This is a genomic window from Streptomyces sp. NPDC058157 (genome assembly GCF_042884105.1).
GTDB lineage: Bacteria > Actinomycetota > Actinomycetes > Streptomycetales > Streptomycetaceae > Streptomyces.
In genome coordinates this window covers 1-14869 of sequence record NZ_JBHVUQ010000091.1, presented here as the reverse complement: position 1 = coordinate 14869, position 14869 = coordinate 1, and the positions used below count along the sequence as shown (strand labels likewise).

General features: G+C 73.5%; 13 protein-coding genes and 1 pseudogene. 7 read left to right on the top strand and 7 right to left on the bottom strand.

Annotated elements, in window-relative coordinates:
• Positions 1-157: 157 nt before the first annotated feature.
• Positions 158-1003: a hypothetical protein gene (locus ACFVXK_RS22285; protein ID WP_389614235.1), complete on the bottom strand. Its 846-nt coding sequence runs from the start codon at positions 1001-1003 to the stop codon at positions 158-160.
• Positions 1004-1007: 4 nt separating this feature from the next.
• On the bottom strand, positions 1008-1628 hold the full coding sequence (locus ACFVXK_RS22280) for a papain-like cysteine protease family protein (RefSeq protein WP_389614233.1): 621 nt from the start codon (positions 1626-1628) through the stop codon (positions 1008-1010).
• 240 nt (positions 1629-1868) lie between these two features.
• On the opposite strand from ACFVXK_RS22280, the gene ACFVXK_RS22275 reads away from it, so the two are divergent.
• Together ACFVXK_RS22275 and ACFVXK_RS22270 are read left to right on the top strand one after the other, a co-directional pair.
• Positions 1869-2828 (top strand): hypothetical protein, encoded by a 960-nt coding sequence (locus ACFVXK_RS22275; RefSeq protein ID WP_389614231.1) that lies wholly within the window; start codon positions 1869-1871, stop codon positions 2826-2828.
• 104 nt (positions 2829-2932) lie between these two features.
• Complete coding sequence (locus tag ACFVXK_RS22270) at positions 2933-3334, top strand: hypothetical protein (RefSeq protein WP_389614229.1); 402 nt, start codon at positions 2933-2935, stop codon at positions 3332-3334.
• A gap of 27 nt (positions 3335-3361) precedes the next feature.
• Here ACFVXK_RS22270 and ACFVXK_RS22265 read toward each other — a convergent pair whose 3' ends face one another.
• A complete protein-coding gene (locus ACFVXK_RS22265) occupies positions 3362-3793 on the bottom strand; it encodes a Rieske (2Fe-2S) protein (protein ID WP_389614227.1) in 432 nt (143 codons plus the stop codon).
• 82 nt (positions 3794-3875) lie between these two features.
• Here ACFVXK_RS22265 and ACFVXK_RS22260 point away from each other — a divergent pair, with 82 nt between their 5' ends.
• Positions 3876-4763 (top strand): carbohydrate kinase, encoded by an 888-nt coding sequence (locus ACFVXK_RS22260; RefSeq protein WP_389614225.1) that lies wholly within the window; start codon positions 3876-3878, stop codon positions 4761-4763.
• Here ACFVXK_RS22260 and ACFVXK_RS22255 read toward each other — a convergent pair.
• Positions 4753-5358 carry a TetR/AcrR family transcriptional regulator gene (locus ACFVXK_RS22255; RefSeq protein WP_389614224.1) on the bottom strand — a complete coding sequence of 202 codons (606 nt, stop codon included), beginning with the start codon at positions 5356-5358 and terminating at the stop codon, positions 4753-4755. The two genes, ACFVXK_RS22260 and ACFVXK_RS22255, sit on opposite strands and share 11 nt — an antisense overlap.
• A gap of 65 nt (positions 5359-5423) precedes the next feature.
• Here ACFVXK_RS22255 and ACFVXK_RS22250 point away from each other — a divergent pair, with 65 nt between their 5' ends.
• Complete coding sequence (locus ACFVXK_RS22250) at positions 5424-6077, top strand: NAD(P)-dependent oxidoreductase (protein ID WP_389614222.1); 654 nt, start codon at positions 5424-5426, stop codon at positions 6075-6077.
• 235 nt (positions 6078-6312) lie between these two features.
• Here ACFVXK_RS22250 and uvrA read toward each other — a convergent pair whose 3' ends face one another.
• Positions 6313-9285 carry an excinuclease ABC subunit UvrA gene (gene uvrA / locus ACFVXK_RS22245; protein WP_389614220.1) on the bottom strand — a complete coding sequence of 991 codons (2973 nt, stop codon included), beginning with the start codon at positions 9283-9285 and terminating at the stop codon, positions 6313-6315.
• Between the two features lie 189 nt (positions 9286-9474).
• On the opposite strand from uvrA, the gene ACFVXK_RS22240 reads away from it, so the two are divergent.
• The 3 genes from ACFVXK_RS22240 (at position 9475) to ACFVXK_RS22230 (ending at position 12294) form a co-directional block, all read left to right on the top strand.
• Positions 9475-10170 carry a maleylpyruvate isomerase family mycothiol-dependent enzyme gene (locus ACFVXK_RS22240; RefSeq protein ID WP_389614219.1) on the top strand — a complete coding sequence of 232 codons (696 nt, stop codon included), beginning with the start codon at positions 9475-9477 and terminating at the stop codon, positions 10168-10170.
• 9 nt (positions 10171-10179) lie between these two features.
• Entirely contained in the window at positions 10180-10836 is a 657-nt protein-coding gene (locus ACFVXK_RS22235; RefSeq protein WP_389614217.1) for an MBL fold metallo-hydrolase, read from the top strand.
• A gap of 144 nt (positions 10837-10980) precedes the next feature.
• Positions 10981-12294 carry an MFS transporter gene (locus ACFVXK_RS22230; protein WP_389614251.1) on the top strand — a complete coding sequence of 438 codons (1314 nt, stop codon included), beginning with the start codon at positions 10981-10983 and terminating at the stop codon, positions 12292-12294.
• A gap of 21 nt (positions 12295-12315) precedes the next feature.
• Here the strand turns inward: ACFVXK_RS22230 and ACFVXK_RS22225 are convergent, their stop codons facing one another.
• Together ACFVXK_RS22225 and ACFVXK_RS22220 are read right to left on the bottom strand one after the other, a co-directional pair.
• Entirely contained in the window at positions 12316-13302 is a 987-nt protein-coding gene (locus tag ACFVXK_RS22225; protein WP_389614215.1) for a TerC family protein, read from the bottom strand.
• Positions 13303-13553: 251 nt separating this feature from the next.
• Positions 13554-14869, bottom strand: a pseudogene (locus ACFVXK_RS22220) (export associated protein); the annotation flags it as partial.

Here is a 14869-nt window from a genome sequence, read left to right as displayed (position 1 = left end):
CTGGCGCCGTCCGACAACGAACCGTACCGCCGCCGCCCGCCTCGAACGCCGGCGATCGAGGCGAGAACGGGTGAAGGGCGGGGAGGGGACGGCCCCGCAGGGTCCGGCGCCGGCCACACGCGGCTGGCGCCGGACCCCGCGGGAAGGGGGCCCGGGGTCACCCCCCGGCGGTGCGGCGCCGCCGCAGCAGGGCGACGGCCCCCGCCGCGCCCAGCGCCAGCGCCCCGGCGCCGCCGGCGAGCACCACCCCCGGCCCACCACCGGCACCGGCGGCCTCAGCGGCGCCCCCGGTCTCGAAGGCACCGGCACCGGCACCGCCTCCGGGCGGCGCAGCCGCCTCGGCGAAGCCCCCCGCCAGGCCCCGCTGCGCGTACGCGGAGCCCGGCAGCTTGTCCCCGTACGCCTTGACGACCCGCGCCCGGTACGCCCCGAGCGAGACCCCGGCCGGGCCCACGGCCCGCACGGCGTCCTCGTCCAGCGGCAGCACCCGCTCGCCCCCGGCGACGTACCAGGCGTCGATCTGCGGCTCCCGGAACACGGTCCCGCCGGGCAGTTTCGCGGCTCCCAGCGCCGCGTAGCGGAACTCGTCGTCGCCGGTGGCGATGTTCACGACCTGCCAGCCGGCCCCGGTCTTCGCGGTCCACAGGGCCGCCTTCTGCCCGTCCGAGGACACGGCCTCGGACGCGAGGAACTCCAGCCGGGCCACCGGGGCCCCGGCCTTCCCGGCGACGAACTCCGGCGCCAGGTAGCTGACGGGGACCGCGTCCCCCTCGATCCGGGGCCGGGCGGCGGCCACCGAGACCTTCCCCTCCCGGGCGAAGAACCTGGACAGGGTCGCCAGGGTGTCCGGCGCGGCGGCGGCCTCGTGGGCGGCGGCCCGGTTCTCGGCGGTGGCGGTCTGCGGCTGCGGGACGGGCGCGGCCGAGGCCGGCCCGCCCAGGGCGGCGGTCAGGGCGGCGGCCGCGAGGGCCACGGCGGCGGCGCGTGCGGTCTTGGCGGTCACGCGGTCACGCCCCGATCCGGTAGAGGGAGTGGGTCCAGGAGAAGGTGTCGTTGTCCACGTACCAGGCGTGCGAGGCCCAGTTGTAGCGGTCGTTGGAGGGCCAGGGGTCGCCCCAGTAGACCCAGCTGCTCGCGGTGTCGTACCCGTAGAGGACGTGCATGTGGCCGCCGCCGCCCGACCACTGGATCCGGGTCTCGACGGGCCGGTTGGCGTTGATCTCGGTCTGGACGGTGGAGTACTGGAGCCAGCCGGTCACGTAGCTGCCGGAGTTGATGCCGGCCCAGCGCAGCGCGGTCTGGACGTTGCCCAGCGTGGCCTGGTTGTTGGGGCACTCGGTGCCCTGCTGGCGGTTGAAGGCGGCGTTGCAGAACTGGTTCTGGCTGTAGGTGCGGCCGAACCAGGTGGCGATGGTGTTGCCGCTCGCGGCCCAGCACCAGTTGTTCTTCTGCTGTGCCTGCATGGTGATGTCGAGCCGCTTGTACGCCAGTGCCCGGGCGGCGGCGCCCGGGTCCGCGGCCGGGGCGGCGGTGGCGGTGCCGGCGCCGAGACCGAGGGGCAGCAGTACGAGCAGCAGGGCGGATATCAGCGAGGCGGCCGGCGAAAGCCGCCCTCTTCTGTTGCGCATCGCGTTCCTCCCGAGGTGGGGACTCGAGGTGGTGGGGGGATGGAGGAGCGCGTCCGGACGCTGTGGAGGAGCATCAGGGTGTTGTCGCGATCAGGTCAACACGCTTCAATACGCGGTGACATTGCAGTGTGAACGGTGGGGCTGCGGTGTGAACGGTTGCTCTCGTTCCACCTGGTCTCCCCGACCCACGGCCCGGCCCCCCACCCCGGCGCGTGTGAACGTTCACAGAGGAGAGTCGCCATGCGGCCGACCGGCGACACGCCCGTTCCGGCGGACCCCGTCGACGCGGCCGGACTCGGCCGGCTGCTGCACGCCGGCCCCTTCCACCTCGCCCTGCGCGCCGCCCTCGCCGCGCGCGGACTGCCCCTGCACCGGGTGCAGCACCGGCTCGCGGCGCGCGGCATCAAGCTCGGGGTGACCAGCCTCAGCTACTGGCAGCAGGGCGCCCGGCGCCCGCGCCACCGGGAGTCGCTGCGGGCGGTGTCCGCCCTGGAGGAGATCCTGGACGTGCCCCGGGGCTCCCTGCTGCGCCTGCTGGCCGAACCGGCCCCGCCCCCCGGCCCGCCCCGCCCGGCCGCCCGCTCCTACCGGGCGCTGGTGAGCGTCGGCGGGGCCGTGGAGGGGCTGCTGGCGGCGATGGAGCTGCCGGCGGACGGCGGCCTGCACTCGGTCGGCCACCACGAGCGGGTCCGCATCGGCCCGGCCGGCGAACTGCGCACGCGCGAGTCGCAGCAGATCGTCCGGGCCCACCGCGACGGGGTCGACCGCTACCTGGCCGTCCACCACGGCGACCCCGGCTGCGACGCGGCCCGGGTGGCGGTGACGGCGTACGAGAACTGCCGCACGGGCCGGGTGCGCTGCCACCCGGAGGCCGGGGTGGTGGTGGCGGAGCTCCTCTTCGACGCGCGGCTGCGGCGCGGCGACACGTACGTCTTCGGCTACGGCGTCGAGGACGGCACGGGCGCGCGCAGCACGGAGTACGTGCGCGGGTTCAGCTACGCGGGCGGCCAGTACATGCTCCAGGTCCGCTTCGACGAGGCGGCCCTGCCGGTCCGCTGCCACCGCTTCGCCCGCACCTCCCCGCAGGCCCCGCGACGAGCCCTGGCCGACCTCACCCCCAGCGGCGGCCACCGCGCGGTCCACCTGGTGGAACAGGCGGTCCGCCCGGGGATCCTGGGCATCGCCTGGGACTGGGGGTAGGAGCGGGCCCTCGGAAAAGGGCGGGCGCGGGCACGGGCGGTGCGGCAGGATGACGCCCGTGAACGACATCCGAAAGGCACATGCCGCGTAGGTCCCCGGCGCAGGTGAGGCGCGACCTGCCACGCGGACGCCGCCCGCAGGACGGGCGGCAGGTCATACCCGGACTCTCGGGCCCGGCCCTCGCCCGGATCGCCCGGATCGAGCGCCGGGCCTCCTGGCCCGGCCCCCTCTTCGAGGCGTGGGGCCGCTGGCGCGCCCTCGCGTACCAGCCAGGACCGTGGGTGATGTACGCCTCGGACGACTGCTGCGCGTGCTGCGACCCGTTCGCGGGAGCGGCCGTGCGGGAGGTGCTGGAGGCCGCCTGCCTGGTCCTCCCCCGGCCTGCGGCCCGGGAGCTGCGCGCGGTGCTGGCGCCGCTGGACGCCCGTTTCCTCGCCCGTACCCTGCCCGACCCCTTCGCCCCGCCCGGTGATCCGTGGTGGACCAGGCGGCTGGAGTCGGCGTAGGGGCCGTGCCGTGCGGGGCGGGCCGGGTCAGCCCGCGATCAGCTTGCCGTTCTCCGCCTTGACCGGGACGGCCGGGAGGGGGTCGGAGGCGGGGCCGCGCAGGACCTTGCCCGTGGTGACGTCGAAGCGGCTGCCGTGGCAGGGGCAGTTGCCCTCGCCCTTGTCGATCGTGTCGAGGACGCAGCCCGCGTGGGTGCACTGGGCGCTGAACGCCTTGTACTGGCCCGCCGCCGGGCAGCTGACGACGAGCTTGTGCTCGCGGAACAGCTTCGCGCCGCCGACCGGGACCTCCGTGGCGGCGCCCAGCTCGACCGGCTCCTTCGGGACGGCGGGGCCGCCCGCGCCGCTGCCGCCCCCGGCCGAGCAGGCGGAGAGCGCCGTCCCCGCGCCCACGGCCCCGGCGAGCGCGGCGGCGCCCTTGAGGACGGTACGGCGGGCGGCGGGCTGGGACGCGGACATGTGGTTCTCCTGGCACGAGGTGGCGGGCCCCGGGCGGGGCCCACCCGACCATACCGGCGCCCGATGGGATAGCTTCCCCCGCGTGATCGTCGTCGGCGGAGAAGCCCTGATCGACCTCGTGCCCCTGGCGGAGCCGCCGGGCGCGCTGCTGCCACGGCCCGGGGGCGGGCCGTACAACACCGCCCTGGCGCTGGGCCGCCTCGGAGCTCCCGTGGCCTTCTGCTCCCGGGTGTCGGCGGACGGCTTCGGCGAGGTCCTGCTGGCCGGGCTGCGGGCCGCCGGGGTGGACCTCGCGCTGGTGCAGCGGGGGCCCGAGCCGACCACGCTGGCCGTGCCCTCGCTGGGCCCGGACGGTTCGGCCGTGTACGGGTTCTACGTGGAGGGCACCGCCGACCGGCTGTTCGCCCTGCCGCCCGCGCTGCCGCCGGGGGCGCGGGCCCTGGCACTGGGGACCTGCTCGCTGGTGCTGGAGCCGGGGGCCAGCGCGTACGAGGCGCTGCTGCGGCGGGAGTCGGGGCGCGGCCTGCTGACCCTGCTGGACCCCAACATCCGCCCGGCCCTGATCGCGGACCCGGCCGGCTACCGGGCGCGGTTCCTGGAGCGGCTGCCGTACGTGTCCGTGCTGAAGCTGTCGGAGGAGGACGCGCACTGGCTGGGCGGCCGGGTCGGGGACTGGCTGGCCGCGGGGCCCTCGGCGGTGGTGCTGACCCGGGGCGCGGCGGGGCTGACGGTGTGGACGGCGGACGGGGCCGAGCACAGTGCGGCGGCCCGTCCGGTGACGGTCGCGGACACGATCGGCGCGGGCGACACCGTCAACGCGGCGCTGCTGCACCGGCTGGCCGGGGCTGCGGACCCCGGCGCGGTGGACTGGCCCGACGTGCTGGCGTACGCGGCCCACGCGGCCGCGCTGACCTGCACCCGGGCCGGCTGCGAGCCGCCGTACGCGGCCGAGCTCGGCCTCAGCCGATAGCGGCCCACAGGGTACGGGCGAGCGCGGGGGCGAACTCCTCGACCGGCTGGACGGTCTCGGCTCCGGAGAAGTGCAGGAAGAACGCCCGCTGGAAGCAGGCGCCGAGCAGCAGCGCGGCGGCGGCGCGGGGGTCGGCGTCCGCCCGGAGCCGGCCGGCGTCGAGCTCCCGGCGCAGCCGTCCTTCGAGGGCGTCGCGCACCACGTGCGGACCCTGGCCGATCTCGTGGACCCCCTCGCGGTGGCGGGTGAGCAGGGCGGGCTCGGCGAACAGGGAGGCGGCCATCGGTACGGCCTCGGCGTAGAACAGCGAGGCGTGCCGCGCGATGCCGGCGAGCGCCTCCTGGAGGGGGCCTTCGCCGGGGCCGCCGCCCAGCGCGGCCATGAGCGGCCCGGCGTTGGGCGTGCGCTCCATGAGCACCCGCACGAACAGCTCCTCCTTGTTGGCGTAGTGCTTGTAGAGCGCGGCCTCCGAGCAGCCGGCCTCCCGGGCGATGGCCTTGGTGGTGGTGTTGGCGAGGCCGATGGTGCGCATGAGGGTCTCGGCGGCGTCCAGCAGTCGCTCGGAGGCAGGGCGGGTTGACTTCGGGGTGGGCATTCACTCACCCTAGTGGACAGAGGGGTGAGTGAACACTCACCCACCACTGGCGACAGGGGCCCACGATGAAGATCACGGTGTTCGGAGCGACGGGCGGCGTGGGCCGCGAAGTGGTCCGGCAGGCCCTGGCGGCTGGCCACGAGGTGACGGCGGTCGTCCGCGACCCCGCCCGGCTGGACGCACCCGCGCAGGAGCGGCTGCGCGTGGCGGTGGTGAAGGACCTCACGGACGAGTCCGCCCTGCTGCCGGTCCTGGCGGGGCAGGACGCGGTGGTCTCGGCGCTGGGCTCCGCGAGCAACAAGCAGGCCCGGCTGGCGCCCGTCACCGGGCCGGCCCTGCGGGCGGTGGTCGCGGCGATGCGGCGGGCGGGGGTAGAGCGGCTGATGGCGGTCAGCGCGGCGCCGCTGGCACCGGACGCGAAGGGGGACGGGCTGCTGGTCCGCAAGGTCGGCTACCCGCTCCTCCGCTGGGCCCTGCGTGACCTGTACGCGGACCTCGCGGTCATGGAGTCCGTCATCGCGGAGGCGAGCGGGCTGCGGTGGACGGTGGTCCGGCCGCCGCGCCTGCTGAACCGGCTGGGCACCGGCTACTACCGCCGCACCCTCGACGGCAACGTCCCGGGCGGCCGGGTCATCGCCCGCGCGGACGTGGCGACGGCCCTCCTGGACATCCTGTCCGACCCCGCGTCGGAGGGCCACGCGGTGGGCGTCGCCGCGTAGGCCCTGGCCGGGCGGTGTCGGGGGCGCGCCTCAAACTCCCCCAGCTACCGCTGGGAGGTGCCCCCTGGCGGGGCTGGATGTTGCCGCTGCGCGGCCATATCCAGCCCGCGCGGCGATTGAGCGCACGGGCGCGAAGCGCACGTCCGGGGTCCGGGGCTCGCCCTGGGAAACGGAGAAAGGGCGGGGCGGGGAGAGGCACCGCGCAGCGGCACCCCCGGCCCCGCCCCGCCACGGGCTACGCCTTGCGCGGGGCCCGCGCCGCCTTCTTCGCCGGGGCGGCCTTCTTCGCCGGGGCGGCCTTCTTCGCCGGGGCGGCCTTCTTCCGCGTGGCCCGGGCCACCGGAACCGGCGCGGCGTCGGAGATCCGCTCCGCCCCCAGGATGTCCCGCAGGAACTTCCCCGTGTGGCTCGCGCCCACCGACGCGACCTGCTCCGGCGTGCCCTCGGCGACCACGAGGCCGCCCCCGTACCCGCCCTCGGGGCCCATGTCCACGACCCAGTCCGCCGTCTTGATGACGTCCAGGTTGTGCTCGATGACGATCACCGAGTTCCCCTTGTCCACCAGCCCCGACAGCACCTTGATCAGCTTCGAGATGTCCTCGAAGTGGAGACCCGTCGTCGGCTCGTCCAGCACGTACACCGTCCGCCCCGTCGACCGCTTCTGCAGCTCCGACGCCAGCTTCACGCGCTGCGCCTCGCCGCCCGACAGGGTCGGCGCGGACTGGCCGAGGCGGACGTAGCCCAGCCCCACCTCGTTCAGCGTCTTCAGGTGCCGCGCGATCGTCGGGACCGCCTCGAAGAACTCCAGCGCCTCCTCGATCGGCATGTTCAGGACTTCCGCGATGGACTTGCCCTTGTAGTGGACCTCCAGGGTCTCCCGGTTGTACCGGTCGCCGTGGCAGACCTCGCACGGGACGTACACGTCCGGCAGGAAGTTCATCTCGATCTTGATCGTGCCGTCACCGGAGCAGTTCTCGCACCGGCCGCCCTTGACGTTGAAGGAGAAGCGGCCGGGCAGGTAGCCGCGGACCTTCGCCTCCATCGTCTCCGCGAACAGCTTGCGCACGTGGTCGAAGACGCCCGTGTACGTCGCCGGGTTGGACCGCGGCGTCCGGCCGATCGGGGACTGGTCGACATGCACGACCTTGTCGACCAGGTCGTCGCCCTCCACCCGCGTGTGCCGGCCCGGCACGGACCGCGCACCGTTCAGCTCGCGCGCCAGGTGCGTGTACAGGATGTCGTTGACCAGGGTCGACTTGCCGGAGCCCGACACGCCCGTGACCGCCGTGAGGACGCCCAGCGGGAAGGACACGTCGATGTCCCGCAGGTTGTTCTCCTTGGCGCCGTGGACGGTGAGCTTGCGCTCCTCGTCCACCGGCCGGCGGACGTCCGGTACGGGGATGGACCGCTTGCCGGACAGGTACTGGCCGGTCATCGACTCGCCGTTCTTCAGCAGCTCCTTGAGCGAGCCGCTGTGCACCACCTTGCCGCCGTGCTCACCGGCGCCGGGGCCGATGTCCACGACCCAGTCGGCCACCTTGATGGTGTCCTCGTCGTGCTCGACGACGATGAGCGTGTTGCCCATGTCCCGCAGCCGCACCAGCGTCTCGATCAGCCGGTGGTTGTCGCGCTGGTGCAGGCCGATGGACGGCTCGTCCAGCACGTAGAGCACGCCGACCAGGCCGGAACCGATCTGCGTGGCCAGCCGGATGCGCTGGGCCTCGCCGCCCGACAGGGTGCCGGCGGCGCGGTTGAGGGAGAGGTAGTCCAGGCCCACGTCCACCAGGAAGCGGAGCCGCTCGTTGACCTCCTTGAGGACCCGCTCGGCGATCTTCTTGTCGCGGGCGTCGAGCTTCATCCGTCCCAGGAAGTCGGCGCACTCGCTGATCGACATCGCGGCGACCTCGGCGATGGAGCGCTCCATCACCGTCACCGCGAGCACGATCGGCTTGAGCCGGGTGCCCTCACAGGTCGGGCAGGGCACCTCGCGCATGTAGCCCTCGAAGCGCTCGCGGCTGGCGTCGCTCTCGGACTCGGCGTGCCGCCGCTTGACGAACGGCACGGCGCCCTCGAAGGCCGTGGTGTACGCGCGCTCACGCCCGTACCGGTTGCGGTAGCGGACCTCGATCTGGGTCTTGTGCCCGTACAGCAGGGCCTTCTTGGCCCGCTGCGGCAGTCCGGCCCACGGGATGTCGGTGCGGAAGCCCAGTTCCCCGGCGAGCGCGCCGACCAGCCGCTGGAAGTAGTCCTTGGTGTGGCCCAGCGACCAGGGCGAGACCGCGCCCTCGTCCAGCGACTTGTCCTCGTCCGGGACGATCAGCTCCGGGTCCACCTCCATGCGCGTACCGATGCCGGTGCACTCGGGGCAGGCGCCGAAGGGCGAGTTGAAGGAGAAGGAGCGCGGCTCCAGCTCCTCGAAGGACAGGTCGTCGTACGGGCAGTAGAGGTGCTCGGAGTACATCCGCTCACGCTCGGGGTCGTCCTCGGCGAGGTCGACGAAGTCCAGGATGACCATGCCGCCGGAGAGGCCGAGCGCGGTCTCGACGGAGTCGGTGAGCCGGCGCTTGGCACTGTCCTTGACGGTGAGGCGGTCGATGACCACCTCGATGGTGTGCTTCTCCTGCTTCTTCAGCGTGGGCGGCTCGGAGAGCTGGATCGTCCGGCCGTCCACCCGGGCACGGCTGTAGCCCTTGGTCTGGAGGTCGGCGAAGAGGTCGACGAACTCGCCCTTGCGCTCGCGGACCAGCGGGGACAGCACCTGGAAGCGGCTGCCCTCGGGGAGCGCGAGGACCTTGTCGACGATCGCCTGCGGCGACTGCCGGGAGATCGGGCGCCGGCACTCGGGGCAGTGCGGCTTGCCGATGCGGGCGAACAGCAGGCGGAGGTAGTCGTAGACCTCGGTGATCGTGCCGACGGTGGAGCGGGGGTTGCGCGAGGTCGACTTCTGGTCGATCGAGACGGCCGGGGAGAGGCCCTCGATGAAGTCGACGTCGGGCTTGTCCATCTGCCCCAGGAACTGGCGGGCGTACGACGAGAGCGACTCGACGTAGCGGCGCTGGCCCTCGGCGAAGATCGTGTCGAAGGCCAGGGAGGACTTGCCCGAGCCGGAGAGTCCGGTGAAGACGATGAGGGAATCGCGGGGCAGGTCGAGCGAGACGTTCTTCAGGTTGTGCTCGCGAGCGCCACGAACGATGAGACGGTCGGTCACGCCGGTCCGCACCTTTCTTGAGAGAGCGGGGGCACGGGCCCCCGGCTTGTCCAGGGTATGGGGGGCGCCTCTGCGATGGACTGTGTCTGGACTATCGAGCGTATAGCACGCACATTCGATTTACGGCACGCGCAAGAGGGCTTCACCCGATCGTGTGGCGGCGCCCTCCCGGCCACTAGGCTCGGACCCATGACTGATCATGTGCACGACCTGGCCTCTGTACGTGAAGCCACCAAACGGCTGCTGAACGCGGTCGCGAAAATGGACAACGCCTCCCTCTCCCAGGAGTCACACCTCCCGGGCTGGACCCGCGGCCACATCCTGGCCCACCTGGCGCGCAACGCCGACGCCCTCGTCAACGTCTTCGAGGGCCGCCCCATGTACGAGAGCGCCGCCGCCCGCGACGCGGACATCGAGCGCGACTCCGGCCGGCCCCTGGAAGAACACCTGACGGACCTCCGTGATTCCGCGGCCCGCTTCCTCGCCACCACCGAGCCCGCCCAGGACTGGCAGCGCACCGTCGAGCTGCGCAACGGCGTCACCGACCTGGCGGCGAACGTGCCCTTCCGCCGGCTCGTCGAGGTAGAGCTCCACCACGTCGACCTGAACATCGGCTACGAGCTCTCCGACCTCCCGGCCGAGTTCGCCGACCGGGAGATCGCCTTCCTCGCCGACCGCTGGTCCGGCCGCCCCGACGTCCCGCCGGTCACCCTCCTGTTCCCGGACGGCGAGACCGTCGCGCGCACGGGCGGCACCGAGGGCACCCCCGTGGTCCTCAGCGGCGCGCGGGACGACCTGCTCGGCTGGCTGGCCGGCCGCGGCCTCAAGGGCGCCCACCTCGCCATCGAGGCCGGCGACGCCGTGCCCGAACTCCCCGCGCTCTAGGATTCCGACATGACGTACAGCGGAGCGGTGAAGGTCGGCGGTCCCGCCGACGTGCACGAACTCGCGGACCTGATGATCTCCAAGGTCGCCGTGGGTTCCATGAACAACAACGCGTACCTGCTGCGCTGCCGGGCCACCGGCGAGCAGCTCCTGATCGACGCGGCGGCCGAGCCGGACACGCTGCTGAACCTGATCGGCGACGACGGCATCGCGTCCGTCGTCACCACGCACCGGCACGGCGACCACTGGGGCGCGCTCCGGGAGGTCGTCGACGCCACCGGGGCGCGGACCTACGCGGGCGCCTACGACGCGGAGGGCATCCCGGTCCCCACGGACGTCCCGGTCCAGGACGGGGACGTGATCACGGTCGGACGGGTCTCCCTGACCGCCCGCCACCTGGTCGGCCACACCCCCGGCTCCATCGCCCTGGTCTACGACGACCCGCACGGGCACCCGCACGTGTTCACCGGCGACTGCCTCTTCCCCGGCGGCGTCGGCAACACCTGGGGCGACGCGAAGAACTTCGCCAGCCTGATCGACGACGTCGAGACCAAGATCTTCGGGCAGCTGCCCGACGAGACCTGGGTCTACCCGGGCCACGGGAACGACACCATGCTCGGCACCGAGCGCCCCCACCTCGCGGAATGGCGCGAGCGGGGCTGGTGACCCACGGGCGCATGTGCCGCCGTCAACATCCGGCGGCCATGCGCTCCTTCCGGTCGACCTCGACCGAACGCATGTCCCGGGGCGGCCGGCCGGTGTAGTTGCTGCACCATGCGACACCACCCCTCCCCGTCCCCCGGTCCCTCGATGCTGCGGCTCGCCCTGGCCTCCCTGGTCGGGACCGCCATCGAGTTCTACGACTTCTTCGCCTACGGCACGGCCGCCGCCCTGGTGCTCGGCCCGCTGTTCTTCCCCTCGTTCTCCCCGCTGGCGGGAACCCTCGCGGCCTTCGGCACGTTCGGCGTCGGCTTCCTCGCCCGCCCCCTGGGCTCCGTCCTCTTCGGGCACGTCGGCGACCGCTACGGGCGCCGCCCGGTGCTGCTCGCCTCGCTGCTGCTGACCGGCCTGGCCACGGTGGCCGTCGGGTGCGTGCCCTCGTACGCCTCCATCGGGACCGCCGCGCCCCTGCTGCTGCTCCTGCTGCGCTTCCTCCAGGGGCTCGGGCTCGGCGGGGAGTGGGGCGGGGCGGTGCTGCTGACCGCCGAGCACGCTCCCGAGGGGCGGCGCGGGCTGTGGTCCAGCTTCCCGCAGATGGGTCCGGCCACCGGGTTCCTGCTGGCCAACGGCCTGACGCTGGCCCTGTCCGGCCTGCTGAGCGACGCGCGGTTCGCCGCGTGGGGCTGGCGGGTGCCGTTCTGGTGCGCCGGGCTGCTGGCGCTGGCCGGGCTGTGGCTGCGCCGCTCGGTGGAGGAGACCCCGGAGTTCCGGGCCCTCACCGAGACCGGCCGGCGGGCGGAGGCCCCGCTCCCGGAGGTCCTGCGCGGCCACTGGAGGCTGCTCCTGCTGACCGGCGGGGCGATGTCGGTCGGGTACGCCGTCTTCTACGCGGTCACCACGTGGTCCCTGGCCTACACCACCGGCCCGCTGCACATGGACCGCACCCTGATGCTGGCCGTGGTGATGGCCGCCGTCCTGCTGAAGGGGCTGGTGACGGCCCCGCTGGCGGCGCTGGGCGACCGCTGGGGGCGGCGGCCGCTCTGCCTGGCCGGCAGTGCCGCCTGCGCGCTGTGGATGTTCCCGTTCGTGGCCCTGCTGAGCAGTGGGGATCCGCTGCTGGTGGCGGTGGGCTGCGTCGGCGCGCTGCTGGCGATGGTCCTGATGTACGCGGTGGTGGGCGCGTACCTGCCGGAGCTGTACGCGCCGCGGATCCGCTGCACCGGCGCGGCCGTCGGCTACAACCTGGGCGGGGTCCTCGGCGGGGCGCTGACCCCGATCGTGGCGACGGCCCTGGCGGACGGATCCGGCCCGCCGTGGGGCGTGGCGGTGTACCTGACGGTGGTGGCCCTGGTCAGCCTGGGCTGCTTCGCCCTCCTGCCGGAGACCCGTCCGGCCGCCGTCCCCGCCCGGGGCGGTACGGGCGCGGACACGGGAGCGGGGGCGGCCGAAGCCGCCCCCGCGTAGGCCGGGCGGGGCCCGGCCGGGTCAGGCGTCCACGCTCCGGGCCTCCTGGGCGGCGGCTTCGGCCGCCGCCTGCTTCCTGGAGGCGATCAGGCTGGTGATCGTGGTGATCACCAGGACGCCGCAGATGACGCCCAGGGAGACCGGGATGGAGATCTGCGGGACGTGCACCCCGGACTCGTGCAGGGCGTGCAGCACCAGCTTGACGCCGATGAAGCCGAGGATCACGGACAGGCCGTAGCTGAGGTGGACCAGCTTCTTGAGCAGGCCGCCGATGAGGAAGTACAGCTGGCGCAGGCCCATGAGGGCGAAGGCGTTGGCGGTGAAGACGATGTACGGGTCCTGGGTGAGGCCGAAGATCGCGGGGATGGAGTCCAGGGCGAAGAGGACGTCGGTGGTGCCGATGGCGAGCATGACCACCATCAGCGGGGTCAGGATCCGCTTGCCGTTGTCGCGGATGAACAGCTTGGTGCCGTGGTAGCGGTCGGCGACGCCGAACTTCTTCTCGATGGACTTCAGGAGGCGGTTCTCCTCGAACTCCTCTTCCTCCTCGTCCTTGCGGGCCTCCTGGATCAGCTTCCAGGCGGTGTAGATCAGGAAGGCGCCGAAGATGTAGAAGACCCACGAGAAACTGGTGATGATCGCGGCACCGGCGGCGATGAAGACCGCGCGCAGGACCAGGGCGATCAGTACGCCGACCAGCAGGACGCGCTGCTGGAGGTGGGAGGGCACCGAGAACTTCGCCATGATCAGGACGAAGACGAAGAGGTTGTCCACGCTCAGGGACTTCTCGGTGATGAAGCCGGCGAAGAACTCCTGGGAGGCCTGGCCGTGTCCGAAGAACAGCAGGCCGAGGCCGAAGAGGACGGCGAGGACGATCCAGACGACCGTCCAGGTGCCCGCTTCCTTGATGGACACGTCATGGGGTTTGCGGCCGATGAAGAAGTCGGCGCCGATGAGGATGCCCAGACCGAGAATGGTCAGCACCCATAGGGTCAACGAAACGTCCACGGTATTCACGCCTCCGGCGGATGGCTCAGCACAGGGTCAGCGTCATCGCTGCCGGAGGTCTCTTCCACCCGGGCGGCTCGCGGGCCGCGGGCCGGCGCCCCGGGACCACTACGTCGATGGAACCGAGTAGTCCGTATTGACGGGCACGCCGCGCAGGAAATAGCAGGAATACTCCCCTCCGCAGGCTCCAGAGTACCCGCGGAAGGGGTCGAAGGTAAAGGGATCCCCAAAGAAGGGTCACCCGATGGTCATCAGCGGGCCCGCGCGACGCGCTCCAGTGCCTGCTCGAGGACCCGGCTGCCCTGCGGCGGGAGGTCCGGCTCGAAGGTCCAGGCGTGCTGGACCCAGGGGTCGGCGAGGTGGTGGTCCGGTACCGGCGACAGCCTCATCAGCGAGCGCCACAGGGGGTCCAGCAGCGGCCCGTAGGCGGACGCCTCGTCGCGGTCCGCGACCATCAGCAGGTGCACGCCGACCGAGGGGCCCTCGTCGGCCAGGTAGCGCAATCGGGTGACGGCCCGGTCGTCGAAGCCGTGCGGGAAGTCGTGCACGATGAGCAGCTGCTCGGCCGGGTCCAGGTCCGGGGGCAGGTCCTCGGGCGCGCCCGCGCGCAGGGCCATCTGGACGAGGTCCACCCGGCGGGTCAGCCGCGTGAGGGTCTCGGCCACCCCGGCGGCGCCCGCCGCGGGCGGCCCGGCCAGCACCCCGGCGCGGACCAGCGGGGCCAGGGAGGCGGAGCCGGCGCCGGCCGCGTCGATCACGTGGACGGAGATCCCGCCGGCCGGGTGGACGGCGAGCAGCCGGGCGGCGTGGGCGACGGCCATGTCCATGGCGGCGCGGCGCAGCCGGTCGGTGTCCATGGTCATGGCGGCTTCGGAGCCGGTGCGGCCGTTGTCGATCCACAGCCCGCGCTCCATCGGGAGCCGCATCAGCATGGGGATCTTCAGTCCGGGGCTCTCGGGCAGGCTGAGGTTGCCCAGGCGCAGGGCGAGGGGGCCCTCCTCGGGGACGCCCTGGCCGTGCCAGACGGGGTTGTCCCAGCGGGCGTAGGCGGCGGGGAGGGCCGGTTCGACCACCTCGGACTCGGCGGTGAGCTGGGCCAGGTCGCGGTCCAGGACGGCGCGGGCCTGGGCGACCAGGTCGTCGCGGCGGGCCCGGGCGGTCTCCCGGGCGTCGCCGCCGGCGCCGCCGAGGCGGTGGCGCGGGTCGGACAGGGCCTCGTCCAGCTCGCGGTCCAGCCGGGAGTCGGCGAAGTCGACGGCGCCGCGGTAGGCCGCGACGCTCCGGGCCAGGTCCTCGAACATGCCCCAGACCTGGTTGTAGAGCCGCTCGTCCATGGACCAGCCGGTGGCGTCACCGGCGACGGGCACGGGGGGCCCGTCGGGGTCGGCGGGGTCGGCGGGGGCGGCCGCGGGGCGGGGGGCCGGTTCGGGCGCCTCGCTGGTGGTGCGGCGGCGGGGGTGGGCGTAGTCGACGGTGGGCCGGCCGTCGGCGGGCGCGGCCGGGGTGGGGCCGGGGGCGCCGGCGTAGGGGGTCCCGGAGACGGGGACCGGGTCGGGCGGCTCGGGCG